At 68.0% G+C, this 13392-nt stretch carries 9 protein-coding genes and 1 pseudogene; 7 read left to right on the top strand and 3 right to left on the bottom strand.

All coding sequences use genetic code 11. The features are described 5' to 3' along the window. The first annotated feature begins 190 nt into the window (after positions 1–190). The 6 genes from ASD93_RS13985 to ASD93_RS14010 all read left to right on the top strand — a co-directional run bounded on the left by ASD93_RS13985 (position 191) and on the right by ASD93_RS14010 (position 8347). The gene (locus ASD93_RS13985) at positions 191–1162 is read left to right on the top strand and encodes a DUF2599 domain-containing protein (protein ID WP_157536964.1); all 972 of its coding nucleotides are present in this window, start codon (positions 191–193) and stop codon (positions 1160–1162) included. A 199-nt stretch (positions 1163–1361) separates the two neighbouring features. Beyond that, complete coding sequence (locus ASD93_RS15965) at positions 1362–1685, top strand: hypothetical protein (protein WP_157536965.1); 324 nt, start codon at positions 1362–1364, stop codon at positions 1683–1685. A gap of 52 nt (positions 1686–1737) precedes the next feature. After that, the gene (locus tag ASD93_RS13995; RefSeq protein WP_056123798.1) at positions 1738–2151 is read left to right on the top strand and encodes a fluoride efflux transporter FluC; all 414 of its coding nucleotides are present in this window, start codon (positions 1738–1740) and stop codon (positions 2149–2151) included. Next, entirely contained in the window at positions 2148–2528 is a 381-nt protein-coding gene (locus ASD93_RS14000; RefSeq protein ID WP_056123800.1) for a fluoride efflux transporter FluC, read from the top strand. Before ASD93_RS13995 ends, ASD93_RS14000 begins: the two co-directional genes overlap by 4 nt. Positions 2529–2641: 113 nt before the next feature. Continuing rightward, the gene (locus ASD93_RS14005; RefSeq protein ID WP_082569342.1) at positions 2642–6313 is read left to right on the top strand and encodes an efflux RND transporter permease subunit; all 3672 of its coding nucleotides are present in this window, start codon (positions 2642–2644) and stop codon (positions 6311–6313) included. A gap of 114 nt (positions 6314–6427) precedes the next feature. Next, complete coding sequence (locus ASD93_RS14010; protein ID WP_056123802.1) at positions 6428–8347, top strand: clostripain-related cysteine peptidase; 1920 nt, start codon at positions 6428–6430, stop codon at positions 8345–8347. 6 nt (positions 8348–8353) lie between these two features. Here ASD93_RS14010 and ASD93_RS14015 read toward each other — a convergent pair whose 3' ends face one another. From ASD93_RS14015 to ASD93_RS16320, 3 genes and pseudogenes are all read right to left on the bottom strand, one after another. Further along, the gene (locus ASD93_RS14015) at positions 8354–9430 is read right to left on the bottom strand and encodes a DUF998 domain-containing protein (RefSeq protein WP_056123806.1); all 1077 of its coding nucleotides are present in this window, start codon (positions 9428–9430) and stop codon (positions 8354–8356) included. Between the two features lie 58 nt (positions 9431–9488). Continuing rightward, positions 9489–10121 (bottom strand): antibiotic biosynthesis monooxygenase, encoded by a 633-nt coding sequence (locus ASD93_RS14020; protein WP_082569343.1) that lies wholly within the window; start codon positions 10119–10121, stop codon positions 9489–9491. A 152-nt stretch (positions 10122–10273) separates the two neighbouring features. After that, positions 10274–10723: pseudogene (locus ASD93_RS16320) on the bottom strand (DUF998 domain-containing protein); the annotation flags it as partial. A 522-nt stretch (positions 10724–11245) separates the two neighbouring features. Here ASD93_RS16320 and ASD93_RS14030 point away from each other — a divergent pair. Further along, complete coding sequence (locus ASD93_RS14030; RefSeq protein ID WP_056123809.1) at positions 11246–13348, top strand: DEAD/DEAH box helicase; 2103 nt, start codon at positions 11246–11248, stop codon at positions 13346–13348. The last annotated feature ends 44 nt before the right edge of the window (positions 13349–13392 follow it).

Here is a 13392-nt window from a genome sequence, read left to right on the forward strand (position 1 = left end):
GCCGCGCTACTCGCACCGGTGACCGATCCCGGAACTGCCACACGAGGATCTCTTCCCGCAGATGCCAGCCTGTGACGGCGTCATAGACGCGCCCTGGGCGGTGTCTTGAGGGTGAGGGTCCAAGTTCCAATGATGGCCGCGTCCGAATTGACTGCCCACCGTGCCGGCGCACGAGGGCAGGCATGGATCCGTGAGCGAAAACGGGCAAGGAATGCGAGCACGAAGCCGACCTGCCGTTGGAGTGATCGTGGCGCTAGCTGTTGGGGTGGCGCTCGCGGGTCCAGCGCATGCGGACGATGGATCGGATGCGATCGAGAACGCCCTTGAGCGTCTCCCGTCCGAGTACGGTGTCTTGCGCGATGAGGCGCACGCGACTCGTACGGTCAAGTTCAATATTCCGAACGACCCATCGGTCGGCGTGACCTTGGTCACGCGACATGGGGAGCTCCAGGTGGCGCTTCCGTTCGCTTCCCGTGCTGCCGACGGGGTGGAAGTTCAATCGAGCGCTCTCGCATACGACAACCGCAATGGGTCCGTGACGGTTCCAGTCGGCAAGAAGGACGGCTCGGTCCAGATCACGACCGTCCTCGAGACCCCTTCGGCGCCAACCTCATTTCCGTACGAGATCAGCGTTGAGGGGCTACACCGCATTGAGGTCACCGATGACGGCGCAGCGATGTTCATCGCGGGGGACGGGTCATTCCTGGGTGGAGCGAGCGCCCCTTGGGCCGTGGATGCCGCAGGGAACGCTGTGCCGACCCGCTACGAGGTATCCGGCGCGACCCTCACCCAGGTTGTCGACCACGCAGCCGATGGTTATATCTATCCGATCGTCGCGGACCCATGGCTCGGGGCAGCGCTCTACTACAACGCCTACGTGACGTGGGAAAGCAAGGGCCACAAGGTAAACACGCAACCCACTCCGTGGGGTGTCAACAACGCTTTACCGCAGCAATGGTGGGCGCACATTAGTGAGGTCAAATCTAGGCTGGGCGCGAACGCCTCCAAGTACAACGCGTCGATCCTGCAACAGCACTATTGTCATTTGGTTGGTCTGCCGTACAGCCTCCCCGTATTCAACTTGGAGTCGTGGCGACCGGTGATGTCCTACCCGAGTCAGGCGCCCTATCGGTGCAACTATCCGGAGGGTTACTACCACTAGCGCCGGGGGCGCCGCCTTTGCGCTCCCCTCACATCCAGCTTGAATGGTGATGAGGTCCGAAACGAAACGAGACGCCATGGGTCGATGCAGAGCACGGGTGCTTCGGAGCGCGTCCCTCTCTGGAACCGCGGCCACGACACTGGCGGTGTCGTTGTTGCTGTCCGGATGCGGCGCACAGCCTGCAGATCGAGTCGATGAGGTGACCTTGGCGTCAGGAGTCACGTGCACGGTCGAGTGGCGACTGAAACCACAATCCGGTGCGGGCACTGCGACGAAGGTCGCGTCGGACGCGTTGGCAGGTGCGACGATCACCGAAGAGGAGATCCGTATGTGGGAGGCGCAGCTGCGTGAGGAGTACGTGGCTGAGTTCGGTGAGCCGGATGCTGAGAAGGAAGCGGAGTTCGAACGACTAGCGCCGGTCGAAGTGGTGAGAGAACAGGTTCGTGAGGCACTGGCTGCCGCGGGGTTCCCGGACAGCCCTTCCAGGCTCGTGGAAGTGGAAGGATCTGCTGACTGCGACTGAGCGCCGCCTGATCCGGCCGAAGCGGCGCACCTCGTCCGGGTAGCGTGAGGGGATGCCCCAGCCGGTCGACCTGCGAACGCTCGGCCTGGTCGTCGCCGGGGGCGCCGTGGGGGTCCTCGCCCGGGCCGCCGTGCTCGCACCGATGACCGATCCCGGTGCCGTGCCGTGGGTGACGCTCGGCATCAACGCGGTCGGCAGCCTCCTGCTCGGCTTCGTCGTCGGCCTGCTCGACGGGCGCCGACCGCGGTGGCGCGCCTTCCTCGGGACCGGTGTGCTCGGCGGGTTCACCACCTACAGCGCGTTCGCGGTGGAGACGGCTGTGTGGCTGTCGACACCGTGGCTCGCGGCGGGGCTGGCGGCGGCATCCGTCCTCGCGGGCGTCGCGGGCGCCGTCGCCGGACTCGCGATCGGCCGTCGGGTCGGCGGCGATCCGGTCGGAGCCGCGGAGCCGGAGGTCGCCGAATGAACCTCCTCGTCGTCCTCGGGCTCGCGGCGGCCGGCGGCGTCGGCGCCGGACTGCGCTACGTCGTCGATCGCCTGGTGCCGATGCGCGGCGGGTTCCCGCTCGGCATCCTCGTGGTGAACGTGACGGGCTCGCTGGCGCTGGGTGTCCTCACCGGACTCGGGACGGCGGTCGCCCCCGAGGTGGCGATCGTGCTCGGCGTCGGTCTGCTCGGCGGCTTCACGACCTTCAGCACCGTCTCGGTCGAATCGGTGCTCATCGCCGAGCGGAAACGGTGGTGGGATGCCGCGGCCAACCTTCTCGGAACGCTCGTCCTCGCCGTCGCGGCAGCCGCCGCGGGAATCGGGCTGGGATCGCTCCTCGCGGCATCGCTCACCTGATTGCCCTCACAGGCCGAGTTCAGCGGGCCGGATGAGATACTGAAGCCGATACATCTCCGTATCGGTGCGCCGCTCCGCGTGCAGCCGACCGCCCCATTCCTTCGAAGGCATCTGTGTCGAACCTCGCCGTCCTCAGCCTCAAGAACCGCGCGCTCATTGCGCTCGTGACGATCATCGCCGCCCTGTTCGGGTCGCTCGCACTCGTCAACCTCAAGCAGGAACTGATCCCGTCGATCGAGTTTCCCACGCTCATCATCGTCTCGGCCTACCCGGGCGCGTCGCCCGAGGTGGTCAACAACGACGTCTCCACCCCGATCGAGAACGCGATCCAGGGGGTGCCCGGGCTTGAATCGAGCACCGCGACCAGTACGACCAACGCGTCGATCGTGCAGGCGTCGTTCACCTACGGCACCGACCTCGCCACCGCGGAGCAGAAGCTCACCCAGGCGATCAACCGGATCAGCTCGCAGCTGCCCGAGGGCGTCGAGCCGAACGTCATCACCGCGAGCATCGATGACTTCCCCGTCATACAGCTCGCCGTAACCGGCTACGACGACCCGGAGACGATCCAGGCCGAGCTCGAGGCGTCCGTCATCCCCGACCTCGAGGACGTGCCGGGCGTCAACGAGGCGCAGATCGTCGGCGGCGTCGGCCAGCGCGTGACCATCACCCCCGACCAGGCGGCACTCGCCGGCGCGGGGTACACGCAGCAGGCGATCCGTGACGCGCTCGACCAGAACGGCGTGCTGTTCCCGGGCGGCGAGATCACCGAGGACGGCGAGACGCTCACCGTCCAGACCGGGACCAAGATCGAGTCGGTCGACGAGATCGCGGCGCTGCCGCTCGTGCCCTCGGACCCGGAGCAGTTCGAGGACGGCACCATCACCATCGGCGACGTCGCCACCGTGGCGCAGGAAGAGGACCCGACCACGACGGTCTCGCGCGTCAACGGCGAGCCCGCCCTGACGATCGCGGTGACGAAGCTCCCGGCCGCCAACACCGTGGACGTCTCGCGGGGCGTGCTCGCGATCCTGCCCGAGCTGGAGGATTCGCTCGACGGCGCCACCTTCACGGTCGTCTTCGACCAGGCCCCGTACATACAGGAGTCGATCGACACCCTTGCGAAGGAGGGTCTGCTCGGCCTGTTCTTCGCGGTGCTGGTGATCCTGATCTTCCTGCTGTCGGTGCGCGCGACGCTCGTGACCGCGATCTCGATCCCGACGAGCGTGCTGATCACGTTCATCGGCATCCAGGCGTTCGGCTACTCGCTAAACATCCTCACCCTCGGCGCGCTGACGATCGCGATCGGACGCGTGGTCGACGACTCGATCGTCGTGATCGAGAACATCAAGCGCCACTATGTGGGCGATGCCGGCAAGAAGGCGTCGATCCTGCTGGGCGTCAAGGAGGTCGCCGGCGCGATCACGGCTTCGACCATCACGACGGTCGCCGTCTTCCTGCCGCTCGCCTTCGTGGGCGACGTCACCGGTGAGCTGTTCCGCCCCTTCGCGATGACCGTGACGATCGCGATGACGGCATCGCTGTTCGTCGCACTGACGATCGTCCCGGTTCTCGCATACTGGTTCCTCCGTCCGGGCAAGCCGCTTCTCGACGCCAGCGGGGCGCCGATCGATCCCGAGCACCCCGATGCGCCGCCGAGCCGCCTGCAGAAGTCGTACCTGCCGGTGCTGCGCTGGACGCTCAAGCACTCGTGGGCCACGCTGACGCTGGCGGTGCTCGTGCTCGTCGGTACGGGTGCGCTCGCGGTCGTGGGTCTGCAGCAGGGATTCCTGAAGACGAACTTCCTCGGCGACTCCGGGCAGAACACGTTCACGATGACGCAGTCCATCGGCGCGTCCCCGAGCCTCGAAGCCGAGAGCGCGGCGGCCGAACAGGTCGAAGAGGCGCTCGTCGACATCGAGGGCATCGAAACCGTCCAGGTGTCGATCGGCTCAAGCGGCTCCGCCCTGCGCGACGCCTTCTCGGGCGGCGGCAGCGGGATCACGTATTCCATCACCACCGACCCCGCCGCCGACCAGGTGGCGCTGCGCGAAGAGGTGCAGCGAGCCGTCGCCGACCTCGATGACGCCGGAACCATCACCGTCGCGTCGTCGGGCGGCGGATTCGGTTCGAGCGACATCGCGATCGACGTCACCGCGCCCGACTCGGCGACGCTGCAGGAGGCGACCGACGAGGTCGTCGCCTCGGTGGACGGCGCCGAAGGCGTGGGCCAGGTCTCGACCAACCTGTCGGCGTCGCTGCCCTACATCGCGGTGATCGTCGACCGCGACAAGGCCGCCGCCGTCGGGCTGTCCGAGGTGGCCGTCGGCGCACTCGTGTCGAACACGATGCAGCCGCAGTCGATCGGGGTCGTCGAGATCGAGGACACCTCGCTCACGGTCTACTTGGCCGCGTCACAGACCCCCGATTCGCTCGACGCGCTCCGCACGCTTCCCGTGCCCAGCGCGGCCGGCGTGATCCCGCTCGAGCAGGTCGCCACGGTGGAGCAGAGCGAGGGCCCGACCTCGATCACCACCGAGGGCGGTCAGCGCACCTCCACGGTGACGGTCACGCCGTCCACCGACGACCTCGCCACCGCGACCGCCTCGGTGACCGCCGCGCTCGAGGGCGCCGAGCTGCCCACCGGAGCCGACGCCACCCTCGGCGGCGTCGTGACCCAGCAGCAGGACTCGTTCTCGCAGCTCGGTCTCGCGCTCCTCGCGGCCATCCTGATCGTTTACATCGTCATGGTCGCGACGTTCAAGTCGCTGCGCCAGCCGCTGCTGCTTCTGATCTCGGTGCCGTTCGCGGCGACCGGTGCGATCCTGCTGCAGATCATTACAGGCGTACCGCTCGGCGTCGCTTCGCTCATCGGCGTGCTGATGCTGATTGGCATCGTGGTGACGAACGCGATCGTGCTCGTCGACCTCGTGAACCAGTACCGCGAGAAGGGCCTCTCGGCCCATGACGCGACCGTGGCCGGCGGGTCTCGACGACTGCGCCCGATCCTCATGACGGCGCTCGCGACGATCTTCGCGCTCATCCCGATGGGACTGGGCATCACCGGTCAGGGCGGTTTCATCTCGCAGCCGCTGGCGATCGTCGTCATCGGCGGCCTGGTGTCGTCGACGGTGCTGACCCTCCTCGTGCTGCCCACGCTCTACAACCTCGTCGAGGGTGCCAAGGAGCGTCGCATCGCCCGGCGTCACGGCGACGGAGGCGCCGTGGTCGCGGACGGCCCCGACCCCGATGCACCCGAGCCGGGAGCGGTTGCCATGGCTCCCGTCCTGAGCCGCCGGGAGCGTCGCCTGCTCGAGTCGGGTGGCGCCGCCGTGGCGGTCACCGAGGCCGACGTGCCGGTGATCGAAGAGGGTCCCGACGTCGAGGTGTCGGATTCGCCGGCCGCGGTCGCAGTGTCGGTGATCGAGGAAGGTCCCGACGTCGAGGTGTCGGATTCCGCGCCCGAGGGAGACGTGCCGGTGATCGAGGAGGGTCCTGACATCGAGGTGTCGGATTCGGAGGTCGTGGCGGATGCTGCGCCCGAGGCTGAACCGGAGTTCGAGGTCGAGCCGGAATCCGCGGTCGAGGTGGTCGAGGCCGGGGACGAGGCAGAACCCGAGGTCGAGCCCGGGGTGGAGGCGGAGGCAGAGGCTGAGCCCAAGACCGATGCGGATGCGGATGCGGATGCGGATACCGACCAGCCTGCGCACGACGGCGAGTCGCCCGACGGCGACGGGGTCGAGGCATACGATCAGCCGGCCGACGAGTCCGAACGCACCGAATGACCCGGAGGTTCCCCCAGCACGGGTGATGCCCGCCTCAGACCGCTCGTCCTAGGCTCCAGCCGACGGATCGGGGGGGTCTGTTCGTCCCGCCCCTTCGCAGACCGAAGGAGTGGAATGAAGCCGGAACGATTCATGTGGCTCGTCGTCATGCCGATCATCGCCGTCGCGGCCGTGATCGCCCTGATCCTCACCGGGACCGTGGGCCGTGACTCCGACGAGGAGACCGAAGGCGAAGCATCCTGGACCTTCCTGGTCTACATGATGGGCGACACGAACCTCGAGCCGTACGCACTGGACGACCTCACCGAGATGGCCTCGGTCGGTTCGAGCGGCGAGCTCAACATCGTGGCCATGGTGGACCGCAGCCCCGACTATTCGTCGGACGGCGTGCTCGATCTCGATGACTGGGAGGACACCAAGCTGCTCGAAGTGCAGCAGGACGAGTTCGTCGAGCTCGCCGACCTGGGTGAGCTCAACACCGGTGACCCCGACACGCTCGCGACGTTCGTCGAGACCGCTGTCACCGAGTACCCGGCCGACAACTATGCGCTGTTGCTATGGGATCACGGCGGGGGCTGGTTGGGCATGGGCGCAGACGAGACCGACGGTGAAGATCCGCTCGGGCTCGACGAGATCGCCGCGGGCATTGACGCGGGGCTGGCCGAGACCGGCGTCGACAAGCTGGACATGATCGGCTTCGACGCGTGCCTCATGGCGACCTACGAGGTCGTGAGCACGCTCGCGCCCTACGCCGACTACATGGTCGCGTCCGAGGAGGTCGAGCCCGGCCACGGGTGGAACTACCAGCAGCTCGCCCTGATCGAGCAGCAGCCGCAGACCGATGCTCCGGCCCTCGCGTCCGCGATGCTCGACGGGTATTCGGAGCAGGCCGTGGAGGAAGGCACTGATTCCGACATCACACTCGGAATCCTCGACCTCGCCGGAGTCGACGAGCTGCAGGCGGCGATGAGCGACGTGGCCGAGGCGTACATCGACGATCCGGGTGCGTACACCCCGGAGCTGGCGTCCGCGCAGCAGGATGTGCTCGAGTTCGGCCGTGATCCGGACCCGGCCGACAGCATGTACCAGATCGACCTCGGGGGCTTCCTCGCCAACCTCGCCGAGAGCGGCGACGGCGAACTGGCCGCACGGGCGACCGAGGCGATGGACGCCCTGGACGCGATGGTGGTCGAGCACGTGGCGGGGCCGGCGACGGCGGCGTCGACCGGTCTGTCGATCTACTTTCCGCCGCTGCAGAGCTACTTCTACGACGACTATCTCGCGCTCCAGGGCGTTCCGACATGGCCGGCGACGCTCGCGGAGTTCTTCACGAGCGGAGCGCTGCTCGACGAGTCGTCCCGCGCTGTCTTCGACGACGATGCGATGCTGGAGGCGAGCTTCGGGGAGGACGGGCTCAGCGTGTTCGTGCCTCTGGAAGAGGGCACCGATGAGTCGGTGGTCGAGGCATCCGTGGCCGTCGGATTCGAGCGCGAAGGCGACTCGGTGTACGTGCTCGAGATGCCTGCCGAGCTCGTGGATGAGGACGGGCGAGTCGGAATCCAGGCCGACTACGACCTCACCTACATGCTCATCGGAGACGGCGAGGACGAGCACCTGGTGTACCAGAGCGTCGGCATCGATCCCGGCACCGGTCATACGGTGATCGACATCCCCCTGGATTACGTCGCGCCCGGCGACGACCCGGACGAGTTCGAGGACGCCCTTCTGTCCATCGTCCTCGACGACGACGGCACGATCCTGGAGGAGGACCTGTTCGCGCGCGACGCGAGCGGCACGCTCGGGGGATTCGAGCCCGACCCCGACGGCCTCTTCTTCCCCGTCGCCCTGGTGTCGACCGCCGACGGCGAGTGGGTCTACGAGCGCACCGGCGAGGTGGGCATCTGGTCGGACTTCGAGAACCTCGAGTACATCCTCGAGACGATCGAGCCGGGCACCGAGCTCATGCTCGACGTGTCTGTGCGGGACTACGCCGGCACGGGCGACTACGCGGTGTTCAGCGTCGAGGCCGAGTGAGGCAGATCAGTCGGTGCGATCCGCGGCTTCGAGGAAGCGGATGAAGACGGCGATCCAGCCGAAGATCAGCGCGAACACGATGATCTCGAACGCGGTGAGAGAGAAGTAGCCGACCGCCGGGATGAAGAGGATCACCGACGCGATGGTCGCGGCGAAGAACGACCACGACGCGACGAAGTAGGTGCGCGGCATCCCCCGCAGCAGGTTCGGACCGCTCACGAGCAGCACGATGAACATCGCGGCCATGCCCGACGCGGAGATGTTGTGCAGGGCGAGGTTCACGTCGACCGGGAAGATGCCGACGCACGCGAGCATGATGCCCATCACGACGAAGAGCACCGGAACGACCCGGGCGCCGCGCGGGTTCGCGAGCACTCCGGCAGCGACGAGCTGGTCCATGTCGTTTGCGATATACACCGCGAAGGTCGTGACGAGAAGGCCGCCCGCGATGAGCGTGCCGTTGAAGATCCAGCTCGACAGCGCGTCGAACGAGCCGAGATGACTGAAGTGGACCGTCCACCACTCCGGGTCGGGCGTGGTCACCATGGCCGTGAGCGTGCCGATGACGATGAACGCCATCAGAAGCGAGGACATGCGCTGCGTGGTCATGCTCGACGCCGAGAGATACACGATGTATGTCGTCAGGCCGAGCGTCACGGTCATGAGCACCACGGCCCAGAACGTGACCACCGGCAGTCCGATGAAGCCGAGAGCGAGCACGCGATAGAGCGCGTAGGTGGCGAGGAACGCCAGCACGGTGTGCACGATGACGACCGAGATCGTGTTCACGGTGAACTTCCACGAGGGAAGCGTGCGGCGCCACTCCTGCCCCGGACGCCGCCGCGCCCGCCAGTAGCCGATCGTCGATGAGACCGCCGCCACGACGGCCGCGCCGATCGAGGCCCACATCGCGAACGGGTCCTCGTCGGCGAGGGTGAGCCGCGCAGCGATGAAGGCGACGACGAGTCCGTACACGGCGCCGACCACGCCGCCGGCGAAGGCGAGATAGACCGCCTCGGACTCGATGCGGCGCGTCGGCGCGGGCGTTCCGTCGGGCAGCGTCGCGGGGCTGGGCGAGGTCATGGCGCCAGTGTAGAACCGGCGGATGCCGCGTCCCCGCGACGCGCCAGACGCGTCAGCGTCAGTGCGCTCTGTGGAGCCAGGGGCGCAGCATCCTCGTGACCCACGGAAGAACGAGGTACGTCATGAGCGGCGTCAGAAGGACAGTCGCGAGGAGGACGCGGAGTACGAGCGGCCAATCCGCGAAACCCGGGACGAAGCCGAGAAGCCACGACGCGAGGAGGTTCGTGGGGAAGAAGCCGAGCCAGATCGTGACGGCTTGCTTCCAGCGGGGCGGCGCTGCGGGAATCGGCTGCTGAATCGGGCCGGTCGGGTCTGCGGCATCCGCTGGTCCGGCGTGGCGAGTCTCGACGTGTGTCGCGAAGGGAGCGTCGAACCATCCTTCGATGCCGGTGCGGCGCTCGACGCGGACTTCACTCGCGAAGGCACGACCCGAATCGAGCCACCACGACCGCTGGGACGACTGCTCCCACGCTTCGAGGGTCGGGATGTCGCTGAAGCGGTAGAGCATGTACCAGAGGTCGCTGCCTTCGCCGGCGCGTACCCATCCCGAGCCGAGGAAACCCGCGAAGCCGGTCGCGAGATCTGTGCCGGCCTGCATCCAACTGGTCGCCTCGACCGTGCGAGATGGGTCGATGCGTCGTTCGATCGCAACGGTGATGGGGTGGGCCACGGGTTCTGCCATGACACCCATTCCACAGGATCGTGCTGCCGTTCGGCGACCTCGGCCGCGAGATCGGCGCGGTGGTGAGCCGGCGAGTCGGGGCAGGCGGCGAGCGTGCGGGGGAGCGTGCTCAGCCAGGCGCCGACCGACGCGAAGCCGAAGAACTCGAAGCATGCGAGCGTGATGAAGCCCGCAGTGAGGAGCACCATCCCCGTCGCGAGCAGCACGACGCAGAGCGCGGACACCGCCCGGAAGCGCTGGGAGAATCCGGGGATCCCGAGGCTCGACGCGACGATCGCGAGAAGCGAAAGGCCCAGACCGGCCGCCGCGATGTCGTGCATGACGGTGCTCACCGGGATGGGGATCAGACCCACGACGGTCAGATGCAGACCCGCGGATACGACGGACACGCGGAAGGCGCGCGCCGTGCGGCGTCCGGTTGTGGTGGGGAGTACGGTGACGGCGAGAACACCGTAGGTGGCGAGCAGGAATCCGGATACGATCGCCGTGCCGTTGAAGACGTGTCCGGAAAGATCGTCGAAGCTGCCGAGCCGGGAGAAGTGCAACTGCCACCACAGTGGGTCGCGCGTCGTGAGGATCGCTATGATCACTCCGGCGGCAAGCGCGGCCATTGCTCCGTTGCTGAAGTGATGGGCATGGTGACGGGCCCGATGTCGCGGCGCGGACGCGCGGGCGATCGGGGTGACGCTCAAGCGTTCGGGAGGGGCGAGGAGGGTCAACGGGCTCACGTTCTTCAGGTGCGGCGAGCCCCGAAGTCCCCGACCCCCCTAGTCGATTACCTCGGGGATCGTCGTGCTCTTTGCGGACGCGATCCCCAGATCAGCGGTATTGCCGCTGCCAGTATGATAACGCCCCAATGATGTAATTCCCCAGGGCGTATCCGAAATCAGGCATGAGCCGGTTCACAGGATGCACCGATACTCTGGAGTGGTCGGCTCTGGACACCGCGCTGTGCGCGGATGGGTTTGTGAGTCCAAGGGGCCGATGGTGGAGACGGATCCGTCTCGACGACCATCATCTGAATGGCCCCCGGCCGACGACAGTCCGGGTCTCTCCCTGCCGCTCCCAGCGGCGTCGCACGTATGCGATCGCGGAGTGCTGTTCCCACGAGAACGAACCCAGAAGGACACCCCGTGCCCAAGAACAAGAAGCCCGCGGGCGGTCGCCCCGCCAAGAATTTCGACCCCCGCTACGGCGCCAAGACGAACTACCAGGACCGCAAGCGCCGGCCCGGAGAATCGTCCGCCGGCACGGCCGGCAGCAAGAGCGCCGGTCACCGGGGACACCGCCCCGAGACGACGGATGCCGCACCCAAGCGTCGCTGGACGGCGCAGGAGCGCGTCGGCCGCGACGAGTCTCGTGGCATCCGCACCCACGGCCAGGGTCGCGACGACCGGCGTTCGTTCGACGACCGTCCGGCCCGTCGGGATGATCGTCCGGCGCGTTCGTTCGATGACCGCCCGCGTCGCGACGACCGTCCGGCGCGCCCGCAGGATGACCGTCCCCGCCGGGATGACCGTGGGGCGCGTTCGTATGACGACCGCCCGCGTCGGGATGACCGTCCGGCGCGTTCGTTCGATGACCGTCCGGCACGTCGCGATGACCGTCCGGCCCGTCGCGACGACCGTCCCGCGCGTTCGTTCGATGACCGCCCGCGTCGCTCGTACGATGACCGGCCCGCGCGCCCGGCACACCTCGATCGCGTCGATCGCGACGACCGGCGCTCGTTCGGCGACGCCCGCCCTTCGTACCGCCGCGATGACCGTCCGGCGCGTTCGTTCGATGACCGTCCGCGTCGCGACGACCGGCCCCGTCAGGACGATCGTCCGCGTCGCGATGACCGCCCGCGTCGGGATGACCGTCCGGCGCGCTCGTTCGACGACCGCCCGCGTCGGGACGACCGGCCCCGTCAGGACGATCGCCCGCGCCGGGATGACCGCCCGGCCCGCTCGGATTGGAACGCTCCCGCCCGCACGGCCGCACACGAGGCGCATGTCGACGTCGTCCACGAGCGCCTGCAGGCCGAGGCTGTGCAGGCCGGCGAGGTCGCGAATGTGACCTTCGGCGACCTCGGACTGGGCGAGAACATCGTCCGCACGCTCGCCGAGCTCGGCGCCGCGACGCCGTTCCCGATTCAGGCGGCGACGATCCCGCCGATCCTCGAGGGCAAGGACGTCCTGGCACGCGGTCGCACCGGCTCGGGCAAGACGATCGCGTTCGGCGCCCCTCTCGTCGAGAGCGTCCTCCAGTCGCAGGCGGGCCAGCGTCGCGAGTTCGCGCGTGCGCCGAAGGCGCTCATCCTCGCGCCGACCCGTGAGCTCGCGCTGCAGATCGACCGCACGATCCAGCCGATCGCCCGCAGCGTCGGCCTGTTCACCACGCAGATCTACGGCGGCGTGCCGCAGGGCCGTCAGGTGGGCGCGCTCCGCAAGGGCGTCGACATCATCATCGGGACCCCCGGCCGCATCGAGGACCTCGTCAAGCAGGGCAAGCTCGATCTCTCCCAGATCCGCATCGCGGTGCTGGACGAGGCCGATCACATGTGCGAACTCGGCTTCCTCGAGCCCGTGCAGCGGATCCTCCGCCTGACGGCGGAGGGCAGCCAGAAGCTCCTGTTCTCGGCGACTCTCGACCGTGAGGTCGCGGCGCTCGTGGACGAGTTCCTCGTCGACCCGTCCGTGTACGAGGTGGCCGGTGAGGACCAGGACTCCGGCACGATCGACCACCGCGTGCTGGTCATCGAGCACCGCGACAAGGCCGAGATCCTGACGTCGCTGGTCGACCGCGACGGCAAGACCCTCGTGTTCGCCCGCACCCGCGCGTACGCCGAGATGCTCGCCGAGCAGTTCGACGACGCCGGGATCTCCGCGCTCGCGCTCCACGGCGACCTCAATCAGGCCAAGCGCACGCGCAACCTCGAGAAGATGACGTCCGGCCGGGTCCACGTGCTGGTGGCGACGGATGTCGCGGCACGCGGCATCCACGTCGACGACATCGATCTCGTGGTCCAGGCGGACGCACCCGACGAGTACAAGACGTACCTTCACCGCTCGGGGCGCACCGGTCGCGCCGGGCGCTCGGGAACCGTGGTCACGCTGATCACGCGCCAGCGTCGCCGCCGTATGACGGAGCTGCTCGACCGCGCCGAGATCGACGCGCCGTTCGAGGATGCCGCCCCCGGCGACGACGTGATCGAGGAGCTCACCGGGCGTCAGCTCGCGAACGTCGACGCCTGACGACCCCGCCCGCGACGGCCGCCCGCGATCCTCGGATCGCCGGC

The organism is Microbacterium sp. Root180, assembly GCF_001428485.1.
Classification (GTDB): Bacteria; Actinomycetota; Actinomycetes; order Actinomycetales; family Microbacteriaceae; genus Microbacterium.